The 21114-nt window shown below is 69.9% G+C and carries 23 protein-coding genes; 18 read left to right on the top strand and 5 right to left on the bottom strand.

The window, feature by feature from the left end; genetic code table 11:
* From FV234_RS17815 to FV234_RS17805, 3 genes are all read left to right on the top strand, one after another.
* Positions 1–535, top strand: a 535-nt coding sequence (locus FV234_RS17815; RefSeq protein WP_210250921.1) for an OsmC family protein, incomplete at its 5' end; no start/stop codon positions are given.
* A 112-nt stretch (positions 536–647) separates the two neighbouring features.
* On the top strand, positions 648–1601 hold the full coding sequence (locus tag FV234_RS17810) for a 2-hydroxyacid dehydrogenase (protein ID WP_238271030.1): 954 nt from the start codon (positions 648–650) through the stop codon (positions 1599–1601).
* Positions 1598–2434 carry an AprI/Inh family metalloprotease inhibitor gene (locus FV234_RS17805; RefSeq protein WP_147830713.1) on the top strand — a complete coding sequence of 279 codons (837 nt, stop codon included), beginning with the start codon at positions 1598–1600 and terminating at the stop codon, positions 2432–2434. The genes FV234_RS17810 and FV234_RS17805 overlap by 4 nt, the downstream gene beginning before the upstream one ends.
* A gap of 21 nt (positions 2435–2455) precedes the next feature.
* On the opposite strand, the gene FV234_RS27075 is transcribed toward FV234_RS17805, so the two are convergent.
* Complete coding sequence (locus FV234_RS27075) at positions 2456–3130, bottom strand: PRC-barrel domain-containing protein (RefSeq protein ID WP_187273719.1); 675 nt, start codon at positions 3128–3130, stop codon at positions 2456–2458.
* A 215-nt stretch (positions 3131–3345) separates the two neighbouring features.
* On the opposite strand from FV234_RS27075, the gene FV234_RS17795 reads away from it, so the two are divergent.
* Positions 3346–3915, top strand: coding sequence for a glutathione peroxidase (locus tag FV234_RS17795; protein ID WP_147761736.1), 570 nt, complete (start codon positions 3346–3348; stop codon positions 3913–3915).
* Between the two features lie 17 nt (positions 3916–3932).
* On the opposite strand, the gene FV234_RS17790 is transcribed toward FV234_RS17795, so the two are convergent.
* Positions 3933–4493: an NAD(P)H-dependent oxidoreductase gene (locus FV234_RS17790; protein ID WP_147830723.1), complete on the bottom strand. Its 561-nt coding sequence runs from the start codon at positions 4491–4493 to the stop codon at positions 3933–3935.
* Positions 4494–4923: 430 nt separating this feature from the next.
* Between FV234_RS17790 and FV234_RS17785 the strand changes: the two genes are divergently transcribed.
* A complete protein-coding gene (locus tag FV234_RS17785) occupies positions 4924–5331 on the top strand; it encodes a DoxX family protein (RefSeq protein WP_147830711.1) in 408 nt (135 codons plus the stop codon).
* Positions 5332–5341: 10 nt separating this feature from the next.
* Here FV234_RS17785 and FV234_RS17780 read toward each other — a convergent pair whose 3' ends face one another.
* The 3 genes from FV234_RS17780 to FV234_RS17770 all read right to left on the bottom strand — a co-directional run bounded on the left by FV234_RS17780 (position 5342) and on the right by FV234_RS17770 (position 9067).
* Entirely contained in the window at positions 5342–6547 is a 1206-nt protein-coding gene (locus tag FV234_RS17780; protein ID WP_187273717.1) for an L-dopachrome tautomerase-related protein, read from the bottom strand.
* Positions 6548–6560: 13 nt separating this feature from the next.
* A complete protein-coding gene (locus FV234_RS17775) occupies positions 6561–7538 on the bottom strand; it encodes an SMP-30/gluconolactonase/LRE family protein (RefSeq protein WP_147830709.1) in 978 nt (325 codons plus the stop codon).
* Positions 7539–7672: 134 nt separating this feature from the next.
* Complete coding sequence (locus tag FV234_RS17770; RefSeq protein ID WP_147751856.1) at positions 7673–9067, bottom strand: dipeptidase; 1395 nt, start codon at positions 9065–9067, stop codon at positions 7673–7675.
* A gap of 246 nt (positions 9068–9313) precedes the next feature.
* Between FV234_RS17770 and FV234_RS17765 the strand changes: the two genes are divergently transcribed.
* The 13 genes from FV234_RS17765 to cyoD all read left to right on the top strand — a co-directional run bounded on the left by FV234_RS17765 (position 9314) and on the right by cyoD (position 21109).
* The gene (locus tag FV234_RS17765; protein WP_147830707.1) at positions 9314–9865 is read left to right on the top strand and encodes a (2Fe-2S)-binding protein; all 552 of its coding nucleotides are present in this window, start codon (positions 9314–9316) and stop codon (positions 9863–9865) included.
* The gene (locus FV234_RS17760) at positions 9862–10875 is read left to right on the top strand and encodes a xanthine dehydrogenase family protein subunit M (protein WP_147830705.1); all 1014 of its coding nucleotides are present in this window, start codon (positions 9862–9864) and stop codon (positions 10873–10875) included. The genes FV234_RS17765 and FV234_RS17760 overlap by 4 nt, the downstream gene beginning before the upstream one ends.
* A gap of 10 nt (positions 10876–10885) precedes the next feature.
* The gene (locus FV234_RS17755) at positions 10886–13141 is read left to right on the top strand and encodes a xanthine dehydrogenase family protein molybdopterin-binding subunit (RefSeq protein ID WP_147830703.1); all 2256 of its coding nucleotides are present in this window, start codon (positions 10886–10888) and stop codon (positions 13139–13141) included.
* A gap of 174 nt (positions 13142–13315) precedes the next feature.
* On the top strand, positions 13316–13684 hold the full coding sequence (gene crcB / locus FV234_RS17750) for a fluoride efflux transporter CrcB (RefSeq protein ID WP_147830701.1): 369 nt from the start codon (positions 13316–13318) through the stop codon (positions 13682–13684).
* A 28-nt stretch (positions 13685–13712) separates the two neighbouring features.
* The gene (locus FV234_RS17745; RefSeq protein WP_147751867.1) at positions 13713–14150 is read left to right on the top strand and encodes an EamA family transporter; all 438 of its coding nucleotides are present in this window, start codon (positions 13713–13715) and stop codon (positions 14148–14150) included.
* A 209-nt stretch (positions 14151–14359) separates the two neighbouring features.
* Complete coding sequence (locus FV234_RS26270) at positions 14360–14500, top strand: hypothetical protein (RefSeq protein WP_187273716.1); 141 nt, start codon at positions 14360–14362, stop codon at positions 14498–14500.
* Positions 14497–14817: a hypothetical protein gene (locus FV234_RS17740; RefSeq protein WP_147751851.1), complete on the top strand. Its 321-nt coding sequence runs from the start codon at positions 14497–14499 to the stop codon at positions 14815–14817. Before FV234_RS26270 ends, FV234_RS17740 begins: the two co-directional genes overlap by 4 nt.
* A gap of 120 nt (positions 14818–14937) precedes the next feature.
* Positions 14938–15132 (top strand): hypothetical protein, encoded by a 195-nt coding sequence (locus tag FV234_RS17735; protein ID WP_147751850.1) that lies wholly within the window; start codon positions 14938–14940, stop codon positions 15130–15132.
* Positions 15133–15395: 263 nt separating this feature from the next.
* Entirely contained in the window at positions 15396–16733 is a 1338-nt protein-coding gene (locus tag FV234_RS17730; RefSeq protein WP_147751849.1) for an MFS transporter, read from the top strand.
* A 148-nt stretch (positions 16734–16881) separates the two neighbouring features.
* A complete protein-coding gene (cyoA, locus tag FV234_RS17725) occupies positions 16882–18024 on the top strand; it encodes a ubiquinol oxidase subunit II (RefSeq protein WP_281407958.1) in 1143 nt (380 codons plus the stop codon).
* A 43-nt stretch (positions 18025–18067) separates the two neighbouring features.
* Positions 18068–20071, top strand: coding sequence for a cytochrome o ubiquinol oxidase subunit I (gene cyoB, locus FV234_RS17720; protein ID WP_147761725.1), 2004 nt, complete (start codon positions 18068–18070; stop codon positions 20069–20071).
* 4 nt (positions 20072–20075) lie between these two features.
* Positions 20076–20702, top strand: coding sequence for a cytochrome o ubiquinol oxidase subunit III (gene cyoC, locus FV234_RS17715; protein ID WP_147751846.1), 627 nt, complete (start codon positions 20076–20078; stop codon positions 20700–20702).
* Positions 20699–21109 carry a cytochrome o ubiquinol oxidase subunit IV gene (gene cyoD, locus FV234_RS17710; RefSeq protein ID WP_147751845.1) on the top strand — a complete coding sequence of 137 codons (411 nt, stop codon included), beginning with the start codon at positions 20699–20701 and terminating at the stop codon, positions 21107–21109. The genes cyoC and cyoD overlap by 4 nt, the downstream gene beginning before the upstream one ends.
* The last annotated feature ends 5 nt before the right edge of the window (positions 21110–21114 follow it).

Here is a 21114-nt window from a genome sequence, read left to right as displayed (position 1 = left end):
GGATCGCTCGAAGGGGAGTCAGGCCGCCGCCGTCGTCATCCGATCCCTGCCGGCCATTCCGCAGGGCACTGGATCTTCGCCGGGAAGTGCGGCAACCGTCTTGGGGGATGCGGGGGCATCGCGGGAGGCCGGCGTGAGCGGGATCGTGGTGACCTATGAGGGGCGCTTGCGCTGCCGTTCCGAGCATGCCGAGTCCGGTGCCGTCGTCCTCACGGATGCTCCGAAGGACCATCACGGGCTCGGGGCCGGCTTCTCTCCGAGCGAGATGCTGGCGGTGTCCCTCGGCAGTTGCATTCTGAGCATGATGGGTGTGGCCGCGCACACGATGGGCCTGGAGATCGGCCGTGCGACGGCGACCGTCACGAAGGAGATGGCCGACGCCCCGCGACGCATCGCCCGGTTGTCGGTCGCCCTCCAGGTGCCCGGCGCCTTCGACGACGGGCAACGCGCCCGGCTGGAAGCGGCCGCCCACGCATGCCCGGTCCACGGCCTCCTGAACATCGACGCTCCCATCACCATCGACTGGATCGGATAGCGACGACGCCGATGCGCGCAGGATCGTCAGCTCCCTCCCGTCCATGCGACGGACACCAGCCGCGCCCCGCGCCCGGAGCCGACCTTTGACCCTGCATCCGCCCGAACTCCTCATGCTGAAGCCGATGCACCCGAGCGTGGCGGAGGCCCTGACGCCCACCTTCGCCCTGCACCGGCTCGACACCGCGAACGACCGCGACGCGTTCCTCGCCGAGGTCGGCCCGCGCGTCCGCGGGCTCGCGGTCAACGCCCAGGCGGTGGTGGACGGCGCGCTGCTCGACCAGCTTCCCAACCTGGAGATCGTCGCCAACTTCGGGGTCGGCTACGACACGATCGACGCCGCCGAGGCCGCGCGGCGCGGCGTCGTCGTCACCAACACGCCGGACGTGCTCACCGACGAGGTCGCGGACCTGGCGGTCGGCCTCCTGCTCGCCACGATCCGCCGGATCCCGCAGGCGGACCGCTACCTGCGCGCCGGGCGGTGGCCGGCGGCGCCGTTCCCGCTCACCGCATCGCTGCGCGGGCGCCGGGTCGGCATCCTCGGGCTCGGGCGGATCGGGCGGGCGATCGCCCGCAGACTCGAAGGCTTCGGCGTCGAGATCGCCTATCACGGACGGCGGCCGCAAGCCGACGCGCCCTACGCCTACCATCCGACCCTGGTCGGGCTGGCGCAAGCCGTCCACGTGCTCATGGTGGTGGCGCCGGGTGGCGCCGGCACGGACGGCCTCGTCGACGCCCCGGTGCTCGCGGCGCTCGGGCCGGAGGGCATCCTCGTCAACGTCGCCCGCGGCAGCGTGGTGGACGAGGCGGCGCTGGTCGCAGCGCTTGAGGCCGGCACGATCCACGGCGCCGGCCTCGACGTCTTCGCCGCCGAGCCGCACGTGCCGGAGCGGCTCGTCGCCCTCGACCGGGTGGTGCTGCTGCCGCATGTCGGGTCGGGCACGCACGAGACCCGCGCCGGCATGGGGCGGCTCGTCGTCGACAACCTGGTCTCGTGGTTCGAGGGCCGCGGGCCGCTGACGCCGGTGGCGGAGACGCCCTGGCCGGTTTCGGGCGCCCGCGCATGAGCACGGCCCACTCCGTCGCCGGCCTACGGTTCGCTGCCGGGGCTTGGCTCGCTCTGGCCGGCGCCGCCCGCGCGCAGGAGCCGCCCGCGGCCGACTCGCCCGCGCCCTTCGCGATGACCCTCCCCGAGGCGCGCGGCGGCGTGCCCGGCACCTGGGACTTGTCGCGCGACGGCACCAACCGGCGCTGCGTGATGACGCTGAGTTCGGAATCCGGCGAGGCCGGGCAGGTGGTGCGGTTTCCTGCCGGCTGTCGGCGGGCGGTGCCGGTGGTGGGAACGGTCGCCGGCTGGCTCTTCGCCGACGGCGTCGTCCGCCTCGTCGACAGGAACGTCCGCCCGGTGCTGGCCTTCGCCAAACGCCCCGACCAGCGCAGCTACGTCGCCACGGCCGCGTCGGGCGAGAGCTACAGCCTCGTCCCCCTCGAGATCGCAGCGATGGGCCCGCCGAGCCTCCTCGATCCGGCGCCGGTCGCGATCACGCCGCCCGCGGCCGCGCCGTCCGCAGCGCCGGAGCCGGTGCAGACCCCGGCGGCCGCGCCCGGGCCCGGCATTGGCGCGCAGGCCGGGATCTACGCCCTCGACCGGTTGCTCAACCGCGACGTCTGTCGCCTCGATCTCGGCGGCGGTCCAGGCGCGCCGGTGCACCTGCTTCCGAATTGCCGCGACACCGGGATCGAGGTGTTCGACCCGGCGACGTGGCGCACCGGCCAGGGCCGGATGACCCTGGTGGCCAAGCGCGGGCACGTGGTGAACCTCGTGCCCGCCGGCGACGGCACCTGGCGGCGCGACCCCGAAACCGGCGTCGCCTTCGTGCTCCGCCGGGTCGAGCCGTAAGGCCGCCCTACAGGGTCGCGATCACTTGGCCCCGTCGGCCTTGCCGGCGTCGTCCTTCGGCTTCTCCTTGCCGAGGTAGATGTATTCCGGCGCCGCGCGGAGCTGGTCCTTGTCGGTGTTGATCACCGCCCGCAGCGCCTTGCCGTCGATCCGCTGGAGGTGAAGCGCGCTGGGATCGACCGCCACGTACTTGGTGCCGATCCCGAGGAAGCCGCCGACGCCGACGACCCAGGCCTTCACCTTGCCGTCGAAGCCGATCACCACGTCGGCGATCTCGCCGATGGTCTCGTTGGCGCCGTTGATGATGCTCTGGCCGACGAGCTTCGAGCTGACCATGTCGTCGGGCGACTGTGCGACGAAGGTCGGCCGCAGGTCGTTCGTGAAGGTCGCGGGCTGCCCCGGCACCGGCTCGACCGGCTTCAATGGCGCGGCCGACGCGTCCGGCTTCACCGTGTCGGACTTGACCTTGTCAGACTTGGTCGTGTCGGAGCTGGAGGCGTCGGGCTTCACCACGTCAGGCTTCACCACGTCGGGCTTGGGCGCGTCCGGCGAAATCGTGGCCGGCTTCTCCGGCGGCACCGCCTGGGTGCCCGGCGCGGGCGCGGTCGGGGCCGGCGTCTGCGCGAGCGCGAGGCTCGTTCCCAGGGCGGTCGTGCCCAGGGTGAGGAGGACCGTTCCGGCAATCAGGCTGCGCATCGCGTCTCGTCTTTCCATCGTCGCCCCGCGCCCGATCCGGCCCGAAGTCGACAGTCAAGGTTCCCCCGCAAAAGGCCCGCCGCATCAGAAGGTTCCACCGGTGCCGACGGTGCGCCGGCTCGCGAAATCGCGCGATCGGCCGCCCTGGACCTCTCGGCCGCCTGCGCCATGTGGCGGCTGACGTGATCTGCCACCGTTCCGGAGGCTGCAAGCCCATGATCCTTCACCGCCGCGACGCCCTCGCCCTCCTCGGTGCGGCCGTCGGCGCCGCCACCGCCGGCCGCGCCCAAGCCCTGGATGCAGGGATGCGTGCCACCGCCTTCGCCTTCGACGGGCCGGAAGGGGGCGCAATGCCGCTCTCGGCCTATGCCGGGCGACCGATCCTGGTGGTCAACACCGCCACCGCCTGCGGCTATGCCGGCCAGCTCGCAGGGCTGCAGACCCTGTGGACCCGCTTCCAGGAGCGCGGTCTGACGGTGCTCGGCGTGCCGTCGCCCGATTTCGGCAACCAGGAGCCGCTGGACGGGGCCGCCATCGCCGAGGCCGCCCGCAAGAACCACGGCGTCACCTTCCCGCTCACGGCCAAGACGCGGGTGAAGATGCCGGGCGCGCACCCGTTCTACCAGTGGGCGGCGCTCGAGAAGCCCGGCGAGACGCCGCGCTGGAACTTCCACAAGTACCTCGTGGCCCGCGACGGCACCCTGGCCGCCGCCTTCGCGACGCAGGTCGAGCCGACCGATCCGCGGGTGATCAGCGCGATCGCCGGGGCGCTCGACAAGGCTTGAAGGTCAGGGCCTGAGGGTCACGCCGCCGGCGCCTTGGCCCGGTCGGCCCCGCGCGACACGGCGAGCAGGGCGTCGAGTTCGCGGCCGGCCGCTTCGATGCGCGCGGCCACCGTCGCGTCGGCGACGACCCCGTCCGCGATCTCGTCGCCGCCGGCATAGACCGAGGTCGGCGCGATGTGCGCGGAGAAGAACCCGAACAGCGGACGGAGCGAGTGCTCCACCACCAGCGCATGGCGCAGGCCGCCGCCGGTGGCGGCGAGCGCCACCGGCAGGCCGACGAGCGCCTCCGCGCCGACAAAGTCGAACACGTGCTTGAACAGGCCGGAATAGGCGCCCTTGTAGACCGGCGTCCCGACGATCAGCGCGTCGGCCCCCTCGATCGCCGCGACCAGCGCCTCCGCCGCCTCCGAGAGGTCGTCGCGGGTGAGCGCACCGAGGCCCGGCCCGGCGTCGATCAGGTCGATCACGGTCAGGTCGATGCGGCGATGGCGGCCGAGTTCCGCGGCGATCGCCTCGACGAGGGTGCGGGTGCGCGAGGGCCGGTTGATGCTCGCCGAGAACGCGACGACGCGGGGCAGGGGCACGGATGGGACCTCGGGACTCGGCGGAGCGCCCCGGCCCGTGGAGGCCGGCGGCGCGATCGGCCCGTTGTGACCGGTCCGGCGACGCTTGGGAACCACCGGGGGGCGCGACTCCGCCGCCGTGTCGGGGGCTGTCCGTCCATTCGGCGGGATGCGCGTGAGGGGACCCGATGTCATGGCATTGGCCCTTCGCACGGGTTGGGGCGTCCCGGCGGAGCACCGGATCGGAGGCCGTGGACGGCGTTCCCTGCAAGTCCCTAGCCCGGCGCGTCCGGTCGGAAGGAAAGTGTGACACGCATCGGTTGGGATTTCATGAAGCGGTCGAGACGCGCCCGACGGCAGCACAGTTCGCCGAAGCCCCAAGCTTGACAGCGGCGCCGAATTCTTCGCGATGGTGTCTCCCCCGGCCTCGGAGACACGTCCGCTCATGAACTCGCTCGTCGCGCGCCTGAACGGCTACGCCCCCCTCGCCTTGTCGCTGCTGCGGGCGGTGACCGGCCTCGTCTTCCTCCAGCACGGCACGCAGAAGCTGTTCGGCCTGCCGCCCCGCGCGATGCCCGCGCCCGAGATGCTCTCCCTCGCGGGCGCCGCGGGCCTGCTCGAACTGGTCGGCGGCGCGCTGATCATCCTCGGCCTGTTCACCCGGCCCGTCGCGTTCCTGCTATCAGGCCAGATGGCGGTGGGCTACTTCCTCGTCCACGCGCCGAAATCGCCGTTCCCGGCGGTCAACGGGGGCGACGCCGCGATCCTGTTCTGCTTCGTCTTCCTGTACCTCGTCTTCGCCGGCCCCGGCCCGCTGAGCGTGGACGCCGCCCGCGCCGGCCGCCGCTACTGAGCCGAGGTCGTCACTGAGACAATCCGTCGACCGGGTCGGCGTCGATCCGCATCCGCAGGATCGCGTAGGGTGGTTGCTGCAGGTCCTTGCCGTGGTTGAACTCGGGGCGGCGGTTCACCTGCGCGCCCGAAATGTAGAGCCAGCGGTCGGCGGTGATCCAGAACGTGTCCGCCCAGATCAGGCGCGGATCCGAGGCGATCACCGTGATCGTGCCGTCGGGGTCGCGCCGGCCGACGGCGTTGTGCTCCTGCAGGCTGAGGTAGACCCGGTCCTTCGAGTCGGTGGTCAGGCCGCCGGTCATCCCCTTCTCGCCGAGATCCTTCACGGTCGCCGCCACCTCGGTATCCGTGACCTTGGGGTCGAGGAGGCCCGCGGTCTCCACGGAATACAGCCGCCGCGCCATCAGCGGCGCGTAGTACAGGCGCGTGCCGTCGGGGCTCAGCGCGATGCCGTTGGCGCCGCCCTTCGGATGCTGCGGCGGGCCGTCGCCCTTGGTCTGCATCACCGGGCGCTCCTCGACGAACTTCACCACGCCCTTCTGCGACTTGGTGCTGGCATGCTCGGAGAGCCGCCGCGCCACCTGTCCGGTAGCGAGGTCGACCGCGAGGATCGCCCCGTCCTCGCCCTGGCCCTGGTCGGTGATGTAGGCGCGCTGGCGCCCGGCTCGGACCTCGACGCGCAGGTCGTTCAGCGACGAGGTCGGCGTGACGCCGGCCTCGAGCGGGATCATGCGGACGATCCGGTTCGTGGCGAGGTCCATCTGGACGAGCTTGGCCCCGCCCGGCACCGGCGCGCCCTTGCCCTCGGGCAGGCCCGAATCGAGCAGCCACAGGCTGTCGTCGGGGGCGAAGACGCCGTTCGGCACGTGGAAGAACGTCGCCTGCGGCTGCCCCGCGTCCGGGGTGTTGGTCGCCTGGTCGGGATAGGCCTTCACCGAGCCGTCTGGCGACACCTCACCCACCGTGATCGGCTCCTTGCCGGTGAAGCGCGGCATCATCACGAAGACGCGGCCCTTGTGCGAGATCGCCAGCCCGGTCGGGGTCGAGGGCGCGTTCGCGGCGAGCGCCAGCTCCATCGGAGACGCCTTCCGGCTCGCCACCGCGGTCCCGCCTGGCGCGGGCGAGCCGCCCTCGGCCGCGACCGCGGGCAGGGCGAGGGCGGCGAGGCCGCCGGCGAGGAGGTGGCGCCGGGCGAGAGACAGTCGGGCGAAGGACATGGAGCTTACCGTTTCAGCCGCGGGGCGCGACGCGCAGGTCGATGGCGAGGATGGCGTGGCCGGCGGCGACGAACAGCCGGCGCCCGTCCGATCCGCCGAAGGCGAGGTTCGCGGCAGCCGTCGGCATGGCGATCCGCCCGAGCGCCGTGCCGTCGGGTGCGAAGATGCGGATGCCGTCGCCGCAGGCGGCGTAGACCCGGCCGGCGGCGTCGACCTTGAGGCCGTCGGGTACGCCGGCTTCGATCGCCGCGAAGGTCCGCGGCGGCCCAAGCCGACCGTCCGGACCGACCGCGAAGGCCATCACCGCGCGACCCCCCTCTGGGTTGAGCGACGCCCCGGATTCGCTGACGTAGAGGGTGCGCCCGTCCGGCGCGAAGGCGAGGCCGTTCGGCTGGTCGAGGGCGTCGGTCATCGCCTCGACGCGGGCCGCCGACGAGCCCGGCGCGGTGACGCGGTAGACGCGCCGCGCGGCCTGCTCGGGCTCGGCCAGGATGCCCTCTTCGGGCTGGGTGATGCCGAAGACGGGATCGGTGAACCACACCGCTCCGTCAGTGGCGACCACCGCGTCGTTGGGGGAGTTCAGCCTCTTGCCGCCGAACGCGTCCGCCAGCACGGTCTTGGTCCCGTCCGCCTCGCGCCGCACCACCCGCCGGGTGCGGTGCTCGCAGGTGATCAGGCGTCCTTGCGCGTCCAGCGCGTTGCCGTTGCCGTTCTCGGACGGGTCGAACAGGGTCTTCGCCGACCCGTCCTCCGCGAGCACGCGGATCCGGTTGGCCTTGGTGTCGCTGAACACCAGCCCGCCGAGACCGGGCGCCCAGCACGGACCCTCGCACCAGCGCCCGTCGTCGAACAGCGTCCGCAGTTGTGCGGACGGGTCGATCAGCGCGTCGAGCCGCGGATCGTCCACCCGCACCACCGCGCCCGCCGCCCGCGCCGTCGAGGCGGCGAGCAGGCCGAGGCCGCCCGCCAGGATCGTGCGTCGATGCGGCATGAAGCTCCCGGGACGGGCGACCGGCCGGGTTGCCGTCGCGCGGTCAGGGAAGGCGCAGAAGCACGCCTCGGTTCCCGCGAGCCGTCTCGCACCGCACCGCCTGCCCCAGCGGAAGGGGGAGGGAAAGCCGCCGCTCAGTGCCCCCGCCGTGCCCCCAAAGCCGACAGGATGCGCGCCCACGAGCGCGTGCCCTTGTGGAAGCTCCGCAGGTCGTACTTCTCGTTCGGCGAGTGGATGCGGTCGTCGTCGAGTCCGAAGCCGATCAGCAGGGTGTTGCGGTCGAGGAGGCGCTTGAAGTCGCCGACGATCGGGATCGAGCCGCCCGCGCCCACCGTCACCGCGGGCACGCCCCACTCGTCCTGGAGCGCGGCGCGGGCGGTCTCCAGCTCCGGCATGTCGAAGGGCAGGCTGATGGCGCGCGAGCCCTTGTAGCAGATCACGTTCACCGAGCAGTCGGCGGGGATGCGTGCGCGCACGAAGGCCTCGAAGGTCTCGGCGAGCTTCTGCGGGTCCTGGTCGTCCACGAGGCGGAACGAGACCTTGGCGCTGGCCTTGCCCGCGATCACCGTCTTGGTGCCCTCGCCGGTATAGCCGCCGATGATGCCGTTGACGTCGCAAGCCGGCCGCGACTGCACCAATTCGATCAGCAGACGCCCGCGCTCGCCGGCCGGCTCCGACAGGCCGATGGGGCCGAGGAACGTTTCGGGCGTGAAGTCGAGGCCGCGCCACTGCTCCAGCACCTCGGGCGGCCGCTCGCGCACGCCGTCGTAGAAGCCAGGCAGCGTCACCTTGCCGTCATCGTCGTGCAGGTCGGCGAGGATGCGCGACAGCACGTGGATCGGGTTGCGCGCGGCGCCGCCGAAGAAGCCCGAATGCAGGTCGCGGTCGGCGCAGGTCACCTCGACCTCGAAATAGGCGAGCCCGCGTAGTGACGAGGTGATTGCCGGCGTCGTCGGGTTCCACATCGACGTGTCGCACACCAGCACGACGTCGGCGGCGAGCCGATCCTTGTTCCGCGCCACCCATTCCGGCAGCCCCTGCGAGCCGTTCTCCTCGGCGCCCTCGATCAGGATCGTGACCGCGCAGGGTAGCTCGGCGTTCATCGCGAGATGCGCCCGGCAGGCCTCGACGAAGGTCATCACCTGGCCCTTGTCGTCGGAAGCGCCGCGGGCGACGATTGTCTTCTCGCCCTTCGCGTCGGTGGCGATCCGCGGCTCGAACGGCGGCGTCTCCCACAGGTCCAGCGGGTCCACCGGCTGCACGTCGTAATGCCCATAGAACAGCACGTGCGGCGCCCCGGGCTTCGGCTTATGCGCCAGCACGACGGGGTGGAGCGAGGTCTCCTCCACCGAGGTCTCGAACCCGAGCGCCGTCAGGTCCGCGGCGAGCCAGGCCGCCGCCTCGCGGCAATGGGGGGCATAGGCCTGATCGGTCGAGATCGAGGGAATCCTGAGGAAGGCGAACAGGCGCTCCAGGGCGTTGTCGAGATCCTTGTCGATGTCGTTGAGGACGGAATCGAGGGCGGCCATCGGGGCTCCTGAGGCGGTTCGGCGGTCCGGCCCAGGGTTAGCCGAGGCGTGCGCAAACGGAAACCGCTTGGCCCGCAACGCGACGCCCGACGCGGCGACGACCACGGATTGGAACGGCGGCAGATTGGAACCGTTATCGAGTGCAACGGACGAGCCGTGCGGCGAGGCCGGATGCACGCCTTGCGCGCCGTGTTCGCCCCGACCTGTTCGCCCTTTCGCGAAAAACCTTTTCTCTTGGAACGCCTCATGCTCATCGAAAGCGGTTCGCCGGTCGCCGCGGACACCCGGGTCGGCATCAGCCTGACCATCAACGGGCAGCACCGCGAACTCCAGGTCGCCCCCTGGACCACCCTGCTCGACCTGCTGCGCGAGACCCTCGACCTCACCGGCACCAAGAAGGGTTGCGACCACGGCCAGTGCGGCGCCTGCACGGTGCTGGTGGACGGCGTCCGCGTGAATTCCTGCCTCGCCCTGGCGGTGATGAAGGACGGCGCCGAGGTCACCACCGTCGAGGGCCTTGCCGGCCTGTCGAACGGCGGCGCCGGCAGCAACGGCCTGCACCCCATGCAGGCGGCCTTCGTCGAGCACGACGCCTTCCAGTGCGGCTACTGCACGCCGGGCCAGCTCTGCTCGTCGGTCGGCATGATGAACGAGGGTCACGCGCATTCGCGCGACGAGATCCGCGAGGCGATGAGCGGAAACATCTGTCGCTGCGGCGCCTACACCAACATCGTCGACGCGATCGAGGATGTGATGGCGCAGGACGGTGCGGCTCAAGACTTGGGAGCCGCCCGATGAACCGCTTCGATTACGTTCGCGCCGGCACCGTGGCGGAGGCCGTGCAGGCCTTCGCCGGCGCACCCGGCGCGCAGTTCATCGCCGGCGGCACCAACCTCGTCGACCTGATGAAGTACGACGTGACGCGCCCCGGCCGCCTGATCGACATCACCCGCCTGCCGCTCGGCGACATCGCCGAGCACGACGGCGGACTGCGGGTCGGCGCCCTCGTGACGAACGCGAACCTCGCCTACGACGCCCGCGTCAGGAGCCGCTACCCGCTGCTGGCGGATGCGATCCTGGCAGGCGCCTCGGGCCAGCTGCGCAACGCTGCGACCACCGGCGGCAACCTCAACCAGCGCACCCGCTGCTACTATTTCTACGACACGGCCACCCCCTGCAACAAGCGCGAGCCCGGTAGCGGCTGCGCCGCGATCGGCGGCGTAACCCGCATCCACGCGATCTTCGGGGCGAGCGAATCCTGCATCGCCACCCACCCGTCCGACATGTGCGTCGCGCTCGCGGCGCTGGAGGCGGTGGTGCAGGTGACGGGGCCGGAGGGCGACCGCAGCATCGCGTTCGCGGACTTCCATCGGCTGCCCGGCGACGACCCGGCCAAGGACAACACCCTGAAGCCGGGCGAGATCGTCCTCTCCGTCGACCTTCCCGCCGCGGACCTCTCGAAGAACTACACCTACCTGAAGCTGCGCGACCGGCTGTCCTACGCCTTCGCCCTCGTCTCCGTGGCGGCAGCGCTCGAACTCGACGGCGACACGGTGAAGATCGCCCGCCTCGCGCTCGGCGGCGTGGCGCACAAGCCGTGGCGCAACCGGCAAGCCGAGGCGCTGCTCGTCGGCAAGCCGGCCACCCGCGAGACCTTCCAGGCCGCCGCCGACTTCGTCGTCGCCGAGGCCCGCCCCCAATCCGAGAACGCGTTCAAGGTCGAGCTTGCGCGGCGTGCGATCGTGCGAGGCCTGTCCCAGGCCGCCGCCGGCACGCCGCAGTCGCTCACCGACAAGCGCATCCAGTAAGGATCGCCGCATGACACAGACCTTCAGCTCCACCGGCCACGACAGCTTCGTCGGCACCCCCCGCAACCGCGTCGACGGACCGGCCAAGGTGACGGGCCTGGCCAAGTACGCCGGCGAATTCACCGCCGCCGACCTCGCCCATGGCTACGTGGTGTCGAGCGCGATCGCGCGCGGCCGCATCAGCGCGATCGACACCGCCGCCGCCGAAGCCGTGCCCGGCGTCATCAAGGTGCTCACGCACGAGAATCGCTCGCGCACCGCTTGGCTCGACTACAATTACCAGGACGCGGTGGCGCCCCCCGGCTCGCCGTTCCGCGCGCTCTACGACGACAAGATCGCCTTCAGCGGCCAGCCGGTCGCCCTCGTCGTGGCCGAGGATTTCGAGACCGCACGGCACGCGGCCACCCTGGTGAAGGTCGCCTACGAGGCCGAGGAGCCCAAGACCTCCGCCGACGCGGTCCGCGCCTTCGCCTACGACCCGCCGAAGAAGCGCGCCGGCATCAAGCCGCCGCCTAAGCCCTGGGGCGACGCCGACGCCGCCTACGACGCCGCGCCGATCAAGCTGCAGAACGAGTACCGGCTCGCGGTCGAGCACCACAACCCGATGGAGCCCCACGCCTCCACCGTCGTCTACGAGGGCGACGGCAAGTACACGGTCTACGACAAGGTCCAGGGCGTCTCGAACAGCCACAACTACCTCGCGGCGGTGTTCGGCCTGAAGAAGGACGACGTGCGGGTGCTCAACCCGTATCTCGGCGGCGGCTTCGGCTCGGGCCTGCGCCCGCAATACCAGCTCTTCCTGGCGATGCTGGCCGCCCGCGACCTAGAGCGCTCGGTGCGGGTGGTCCTGACCCGCGACCAGATGTGGTCGTTCACCTACCGTCCGGACGCGATCCAGACCGTGTCGCTCGGCTCAGGCGAGGACGGGCAGCTGCAGGCGCTGCGCCACGACGCGATCGGCGTGACCTCGCATTACGAGGATTACCAAGAGGTCGTCGTCAACTGGTCGGGCGTGCTCTACAAGTGCGACAACGTCGCGCTGACGTACAAGATCGCCCAGCTCGACACGGCCTCGCCCGGCGACATGCGTGCGCCCGGCGCGGTCACCGGCGTCTTCGCCATCGAGACCGCGATGGACGAGCTGGCGCACGAGGCCGGCCTCGACCCGATCGCATTGCGCCTGCGCAACTTCTCCGAGGCCGACGCGACCTCCGAGGACAAGCCGTTCGGCTCGAAGGCGCTGAAGGCCTGCTTCACGCAGGGCGCCGAACGCTTCGGCTGGGCCAAGCGCACGCCTGCGCCGCGCTCGATGCGCGAGGGTCACGAGCTCGTCGGCTGGGGCATGGCCACCGGCGTGTGGGAATCGATGATGCAGCAATCGAGCGCCCACGCCATCCTGAGCGCGGACGGCAAGCTCGAGGTCGGCAACTCCACCGGCGACATCGGCACCGGCACCTATACGATCCTCACCCAGATCGCCGCCGACACCCTCGGCCTGCCGATGGAGGACGTGACGACCAAGCTCGGTGACACGCGGCTCCCCGAGGCGCCGGTCGCGGGCGGCTCGTGGACCGCAGCCTCCTCCGGCACCGCGGTGATGAAGGCCTGCCGCAACGTCGGCGAACAGGTGTTCAAGCTCGCCCGCGCCATGGAGGGTTCGCCGCTCGCCAACGTCGACTTCGACCGCGTCTCCTTCGCGAACGGGCGCATCGCGGTGGCGGGCGACGATAGCCGCAGCGTCGCCCTGGTCGACGTGCTGAAGGCCGCCGGCGTCGAGACGGTGGAGGCGACCGAATCCGCTGGTCCCGACAAGGATTTCGCCAGCCAGTACGAGGCCTACACCCACTCGGCCGTCTTCGTAGAGGTCCGGGTCGACGAGGAGCTCGGCCAGATCCGCCTCACCCGCGTCGTCTCGGCGGTGGCGGCCGGCAAGATCCTCAATCCCAAGACCGCGCGCAGCCAGATCCTCGGCGGCGTGGTGATGGGCATCGGCTCGGCGTTGCACGAGGAATCGATGATGGACCACCGCCTCGGCCGGTTCATGAACCACAACCTCGGCGAGTATCACGTGCCGGCCAACGCCGACATCTACGACATCGACGTGATCTTCGTGGACGAGGAGGACAAGGCCAACCCGCTCGGGGTGAAGGGCCTCGGCGAAATCGGCATCGTCGGCACCGCCGCGGCGGTGGCCAACGCGGTGTTCCACGCCACCGGAAAGCGCATCCGCCACCTGCCGATCACCATCGACAAGGTGCTCGGATAGTGCGCCCCACACTTGCGCGTTCGAACCTGGAACCTCGCTTGCACGCCGCCGGACCGTGATGGGGCCGGCGGCGTTCGTCGTGCTTGCCGGCTTCTTGCATGCCGGCTGCCCGATGACAGACGCGGTGCCAGACGCTAGCGCTTGGGTGCACGCCTGCCCGGGATCGGCAACAGAATGAACCTCCTCCTCGTCTTCCTCGGCGCCGGCCTCGGCGGCGTCGCGCGCTACGGCGTCAGCGCAGCCTCCCTGCGGCTCGGCTCGGATTTCCCCTACGGCACCATGGCGATCAACGTCGTCGGCTCGGTGCTGATGGGGCTGTTCACCGGGTGGTTCGCCCTGCGCGGCGGCGGGCAGCCGCTGCGGTTGTTCATCGCCACCGGCGTGCTCGGCGGCTTCACCACCTTCTCCTCGTATTCCCTGGAAGCCGTGCTTCTGCTGGAGCGGGGTCAGACCGCGGCGGCAGCGGTCTACATCGTCGGCTCGGTGGCGCTCGGCCTCGCAGGCTTGTTCGCCGGCCTGCTGCTGATGCGCGCGATCCTGTGACGGGCCGGCCCTCGTGATGGCGACGCTGATCCAGTCATCGATCCAGTCTTGGCGCTTCTGGGCCCTGCTCTCGGCGGCCTTCGCCGCGCTTACCGCGATCCTGGCCAAGGTCGGCGTCGCGGGCGTGCCCTCGGATGTCGCGACCCTCGTCCGCACGGTGGTGATCCTGGCGCTCACCGCGGCCATCGTGGTCGTCACCGGCCAGGCCGCCGACTTGGCCCGGATCCCGGGGCGGAGCGCGGTCTTCCTCGTCTTGTCGGGCCTCGCCACCGGTGCTTCGTGGCTTTGCTACTTCCGCGCCCTGTCCCTCGGCGACGCCGCCCGCGTCGCGCCGATCGACAAGCTCAGCGTCGTCCTGGTCGCGCTCTTCGGCGCGACCCTGCTCGGCGAGACGCTGAGCCCGCTGAACTGGCTCGGCGTCGCGCTGATCGCCGCCGGCGCGGTGCTCGTGGCCGTCGGAGCGTGATGGCAGGCGTCTACTGTGGAATGATTTCAAATATAAAATTGGAGATAGACGGCTGAAGACTGGAATTACAACGTTTCCAATATTTGATGGATTGCTTGATCATCGCTTTGCGACCCTGCTAGACGGTCTATCGACGCTGTCGGATCGTCTGCATTCAGGCGGCGGCATCGGCGAATGCACGGATGCTGGAGGCCGGAATGAGACGGGTGATGGACCTGATCGATACCTGCGTGACGGTGGCTTGGTGGGACGGCTCCTGCCTCGGCCTGCGCCTGCACCGCCTGCCGGACCTGATCGACCGCGTCGCGTCGGCGCCGCAGCGGGTCCGCCGCACCGGAGCCCGCGCATGATCCCGGAATCCCAAAGCTGCCGCTGCGACGAGACCCGCGGGCAGGCGGCGATCGAGCAGGCGCTCGCGCGCGCGTTCTGGCAGGCCCTCGACGGGCAGGGCCTGCCGGTGATGGCCGCCCTCGAAGCCGCCTCGCGGACCGTCGGCGCGCTCTACGGGCAGATCGCGGCGGCGCACGGGGCGGGCACGACCTGCGCCTGCGGCTGGGTGCCGGACCCGGACGGCGACCTGATCGTGCTCGAAGCGCATCTGGCCGCCGCCATTCTGCAGCCGCGCGCGCCCGACCTCGCGCGGATGGAGGCCGCCGGCAGCGCCTGACGGGACGGGCGGCCCGCCCCGCCCGGTCCTTGCGCCGCCTCGCGAGCGGGCGGACGTTACCGCTCGCTTAACCCGGCCGCGCGATCATTCCGCACCGCATGCGCGGTGGGAGTTCGGGCGATGGACGCAATCTACCACAGCCTCGAGACGTCGCTGCTGGCGTTCGGCTTCGCCCTGAGCGTCGCCGCCTTCGCCCTGCTGGCAAGCCCGCCTGCTGCGAGCCCCCGCTTCCTGCGCCCGCCCTTCGCGGACGCCTCCGCCGGCTCGATCCTCCTGCCGATGCTCACGGTCGACGTTCCTCGAAACGCGAACTGAGACGTCCGCTCGCGCGACTTCACCCGGCATTTTCGCGCGCCGGGGCATGCGCTCGGAACGGCAGGGACATGCCGGATTCATGGGGGACCGTCGCGCACGCTTGCGCTATCAGCCTCGAAAGCCTCTGATCGGCGCTGCGACTACGCGGCGGTGTCGCCGACGGCCCTGAGCGGGTACTTACCGCTCCCCGGCCGTGGCACGCACGCCCCGTGAATCGCCGCACCGCGTCACCGTCGCCTCAACGAGCAAGCCGGCTGTCCGACATGATTCCTGAGCCCGCCCTGGCAAACTCCACCCCCCTGGAGCGCGACGCGCATCTGGTCTCCACCGACCACAAGGTCGCCCCGGGCGAGATCGCCGCCGGCGTCGTGATCGGTCGTGCCTCGGAATACTTCGACTTCTTCGTCTACGGCATCGCCTCGGTGCTGGTGTTCCCGAAGGTGTTCTTCTCGTTCGAGCCGGATGCGCTCACCGCGACGCTGTACTCCTTCGCGGTGTTCGCGCTGGCCTTCGTCGCCCGGCCGATCGGCTCGGTGATCTTCATGGCCGTCGACCGGCGGCACGGGCGCGGCGTGAAGCTGACGATCGCCCTGTTCATGCTCGGCGGTGCCACCGCGGCGGTGAGCTTCCTGCCGAGCTACGCCAGCATCGGCTACGCCTCGATCTGGCTGCTCGCCGGCCTGCGCATCCTCCAGGGCCTCGCGCTCGGCGGCGCCTGGGACGGCCTCGCCTCGTTGCTGGCGCTGAACGCCCCGCGCGAGCGCCGCGGCTGGTTCGCGATGATTCCCCAGCTCGGCGCGCCGCTCGGCTTCATCGTCGCCAGCGCCCTGTTCTCGTTCTTCCTCGTGAACCTCGACTCCGCCGACTTCCTCGATTGGGGCTGGCGCTTCCCGTTCTACTGCGCCTTCACCATCAACGTCGTGGCCCTGTTCGCCCGCCTGCGTCTGGTCGCCACCGACGAGTTCGTCCGGCTGATGGAGAAGGGCAAGCTCGAGCCGGTGCCGGTGTCCGAGGTGGTGCGCCATCACGCCCTCGACGTGTGGATCGGCGCCTTCGTGCCGCTCGCCGCCTTCGCGCTGTTCCACCTCGTCACGATCTTCCCGATCAGCTGGCTGACCCTGTTCACCGACCGCTCGCCCGGCGAGTTCCTGATCGTGCAATGCTCGGGCGCCATCGTCTGCGCCGGCGCGGTCGCGGCCTCCGGGCTGATCGCCGACCAGATCGGCCGCCGCAACGCGCTGCTGCTCAGCTCCGGCCTGATCGCCGCCTTCGCGCTGGGCAGCATCGTCGCGCCGCTGGTGTTCGGCGACAGCGCCATCGGCCAGACCATGTACGTCACGGTCGGCTTCATGCTGATGGGCCTCGCCTACGGGCAGACCGCCGGCGCGGTGACGGCGCGCCTCGGCGCGCGCTACCGCTACACCGGCGCGGCGCTCACCTCGGATCTGGCGTGGCTGTTCGGCGCAGGCTTCGCTCCGCTGGTCGTCCTCTGGCTCTCGTCCCGCTACGGGCTGTGGATGGTCGGCCTCTACCTGCTCTCGGGTGCGGCGGCATCGCTCCTTGCCCTGACCCTCGACCGTTCCGAGATGCGGCAGATGTAGTCGGGACGCCCGCGTCGTCACTCACCCCGTCCCGATGCATGATCGCGCCGAACGGCCCCCGGGCCCGCCGGCCAGGCAAACCGAGTTGATCACCGTGGCACGTTCCGCCTCACGTCCCCGTCCTCCGGCCCGCACCGCCGCCCGGCTTCTGCGCGGCTTCTGCGCGGTCTCGCTCTCCGGGCTGCTCGCCGGCTGCAACCTCGTGGTGATGCAGCCCTCGGGCGACGTCGCCCTGCAGCAGCGCAACCTCGTCCTCGCCTCGGTCGGGCTGATGCTGCTGATCGTGCTTCCGGTGATCGCGCTGACCCTGCTCTTCGCCTGGCGCTACCGGGCGACCAACGAGTCCGCCCCCTACGATCCGGACTGGCACCACTCGACCCAGCTCGAGGTGGTGATCTGGACCGCGCCGCTTCTCATCATCATCGCGCTCGGCGCGCTCACCTGGATCAGCACCCATACCCTCGACCCGTTCCGGGCGCTCCGGCGCATCGACGCCACCCGTCCCGTGGCGGCCGGCGTGAAGCCGCTCACCGTCGAGGTCGTCGCGCTCGATTGGAAGTGGCTGTTCTTCTATCCCGAATACGGGATCGCCACCGTCAACGAGCTCGCCGCCCCCGTCGACCGGCCGATCGACTTCAAGATCACCGCCTCCTCGGTGATGAACGCCTTCTACGTCCCGGCGCTGGCCGGCATGATCTACGCGATGCCTGGCATGCAGACGCAGCTCCACGCGGTGATCAACAAGCCGGGTGAGTATGCCGGCTTGTCCTCGCACTACAGCGGCACCGGCTTCTCGCGGATGACGTTCAAGTTCCACGGCCTCGACGATGCCGGCTTCGACGCCTGGATCGCCAAGGCGAAGGCGCAAGGAAGCGAGCTCAGCCGCGAGGACTACCTCAAGCTCGAGAAGCCGAGCGAGGCCGAGCCGGTCAAGTACTACAAGTCCGTCGCCGACGGGCTGTTCGACACGATCCTCAACATGTGCGCCGTGCCGGGCAAGATGTGCATGAGCGAGATGATGACGATCGACGCCAAGGGCGGCGCCGGCAAGGATTCCACCGAGAACCGCGAGCGCCTGCGCTACGACAACCGCCACATCGAGCAGGGCGACGAGGCGCCGGGCTCCACCGCCCCGGCCTCCGGCCGCACCCCGCACGGCCAGGAGCAGCCGCAGGGCATGAAGCCGGACGGCAACAACCCGCACGTCCACGAAAACGGAACGAAACCCGAGAACCAGATGCCGGCGCCGGAGCGGGACTCGATCGCCCCGTCGCAGCTCAACAACAAGTAGGACCGGCGCCTCGCCGCCGCACCACCCTCAACGGATCGAACCCATGTTCTCCAATCCGGATCTCCAGAAGCTCGTCTTCGGACGGCTCTCCCTGGAAGACATCCCCTACCACGAGCCGATTCTGCAGGTGACCTTCGCCATGGTGGCGCTCGGCGGCCTCGTCGTCCTCGGCGCGATCACCTACTACCGCTTCTGGGGCCCGCTGTGGCGGGACTGGCTGACCTCGGTCGACCACAAGAAGATCGGCGTGATGTACATCGTGCTGGCCTTCGTGATGCTGCTCCGCGGCTTCGCCGACGCGCTCATGATGCGCGCCCAGCAGGCGGTGGCGTTCGGCGCCAACGAGGGCTACCTGCCGCCGCACCACTACGACCAGATCTTCACGGCGCACGGCGTGATCATGATCTTCTTCGTGGCGATGCCGTTCGTCACCGGCCTGATGAACTACGTCGTGCCGCTGCAGATCGGCGCCCGCGACGTGGCCTTCCCGTTCCTCAACAACTTCTCGTTCTGGATGACGGTCTCGGGCGCCATGACGGTCATGGCCTCGCTGTTCGTCGGCGAGTTCGCCCGCACCGGGTGGCTCGCCTACCCGCCGCTCTCGGGCGCGGACATGAGCCCGGGCGTCGGCGTCGACTACTACATCTGGGCGCTGCAGATCGCCGGCATCGGCACGCTGCTGTCGGGCATCAACCTGATCGCGACCATCGTGAAGATGCGCGCGCCGGGCATGACCATGATGAAGCTTCCGATCTTCGTCTGGACCTCGCTCTGCACCAACGTGCTGATCACGGCGGCCTTCCCGATCCTCACCGCCGTCCTCGCCCTGCTGTCGATGGACCGCTACGTCGGCACGCACTTCTTCACGAACGACCTCGGCGGCAACCCGATGATGTACTTCAACCTCATCTGGATCTGGGGCCACCCGGAGGTCTACATCCTCATCCTGCCGGCCTTCGGCATCTTCTCGGAGGTCACCTCGACCTTCTCCGGCAAGCGCCTGTTCGGCTACGCCTCGATGGTCTACGCCACGGTGGTCATCACCATCCTGTCGTACTTGGTCTGGCTGCACCACTTCTTCACGATGGGCTCGGGCGCCGACGTGAACTCGTTCTTCGGCATCACGACGATGATCATCTCGATCCCGACGGGTGCGAAGATCTTCAACTGGCTGTTCACGATGTATCGCGGCCGCATCCGGTTCGAGCTGCCGATGATGTGGACCGTGAGCTTCATGGTCACCTTCACCATCGGCGGCATGACCGGCGTGCTGCTCGCCGTGCCCCCGGCCGACTTCGTGCTGCACAACTCGCTGTTCCTGATCGCGCACTTCCACAACGTGATCATCGGCGGCGTGCTGTTCGGGATGTTCGCCGGCGTGACCTACTGGTTCCCGAAGGCCTTCGGGTTCAAGCTCGACCCGTTCTGGGGGAAGATGTCGTTCTGGTTCTGGACGGTGGGCTTCTACTTCGCCTTCATGCCGCTCTACGTGCTCGGCCTGATGGGCGTGACGCGCCGCGCCAACCACTTCGACGACCCGTCCCTTCAGATCTGGTTCGTCGTCGCCGCCTTCGGCGCGGTGCTGATCCTGCTCGGCATCCTGTCGATGATCGTGCAGTTCGTGGTCTCGATCCGAAACCGCGAGGCGCTGCGCGACCTCACCGGCGACCCGTGGAACGGCCGGACCCTCGAATGGTCCACCGCCTCGCCGCCGCCGGACTACAACTTCGCCTTCACCCCGGTGATCCACGACCTCGACGCGTGGTCCGACATGAAGAAGCGCGGCTACGCACGGCCGGTGGAGGGCTACCGGGCGATCCACATGCCGAAGAACACCGCCACCGGCGTGATCCTCGGCGTGGTCTCGATCGGCTTCTCGTTCGCGATGATCTGGTACATCTGGTGGCTCGCCGCGGCGACCTTCGCGACGATGTTCCTGGTCACCGTGATCCACACCTTCAACTACAACCGCGACTTCTACATCCCCGCCGCCGACGTGGTACGGGCCGAAGGACAGCGTACGAGCGTGATGGCGGGGCGGGCCTGAGCCGATGATGCACACCGACACCGCCCCGCCGGGCGCCGAGGCACCGGCCTTCTACCTCGAGGAGGACCACGCCCACGAGTCGAGCACCATGCTCGGCTTCTGGATGTACCTGATGAGCGATTGCCTCATCTTCGCGGTGCTGTTCGCCACCTACGGGGTGCTCGGCCGCAACTACGCGGCCGGGCCTTCGCCGCGAGACCTGTTCGAGCTGCCGCTGGTGGCGCTCAACACCTCGATGCTGCTCCTGTCCTCCATCACCTACGGCTTCGCAATGCTGGAGATGGAGAAGGACAACCTCAAGACGATGCAGCTCTGGCTGGCCATCACCGGCCTGTTCGGCGCTTGCTTCATCGGCATCGAGCTCTACGAGTTCGCCCACCTGATCCACGAGGGCGCGACGCCGCAGCGCTCGGCCTTCCTGTCCTCGTTCTTCGCCCTCGTCGGCACCCACGGCCTGCACGTGTCGCTCGGTATCGTCTGGCTGATCGTGCTGATGGTGCAGACCGCCCAGAAGGGGCTGATCGTCGAGAACAAGCGCAGGCTGATGTGCCTGTCGATGTTCTGGCACTTCCTCGACGTGGTCTGGATCGGCGTGTTCACCTTCGTGTACCTGATGGGAGTGCTGCAGTGAGTCTAGCGACGGGGGCGGGCACCCACGCCGAGCCGCACGGCCACGGCCACGACGCGCATGGTCCCGGGACCGGCGCGCACGGGTCGTTCCGCAGCTACATGACCGGTTTCGTGCTCTCGGTGATCCTCACCGCGATCCCGTTCTGGCTGGTGATGAGCGACGTGCTCGGCAACGCCGTGCACACCACCTTGATCATCATGGCCTTCGCGGTGGTGCAGATCGTGGTCCACATGATCTACTTCCTGCACATGAACACGAAGTCGGAAGGGGGATGGACCATCCTCGCCCTGATCTTCACGCTGACCCTCGTCGTGATCACGCTGACCGGCTCGATCTGGGTGATGTATCACCTGAACAACAACATGATGCCGGCCTCCCCGCACGACTTGATGCACCACAAGCCCTGAGGACG

The sequence above is a fragment of the Methylobacterium sp. WL8 genome (assembly GCF_008040045.1).
In the GTDB taxonomy this organism is placed as follows: domain Bacteria; phylum Pseudomonadota; class Alphaproteobacteria; order Rhizobiales; family Beijerinckiaceae; genus Methylobacterium; species Methylobacterium cerastii.
The sequence above is the reverse complement of the archived record's forward strand: the minus strand, read 5'-3'. Positions and strand labels throughout refer to the sequence as shown.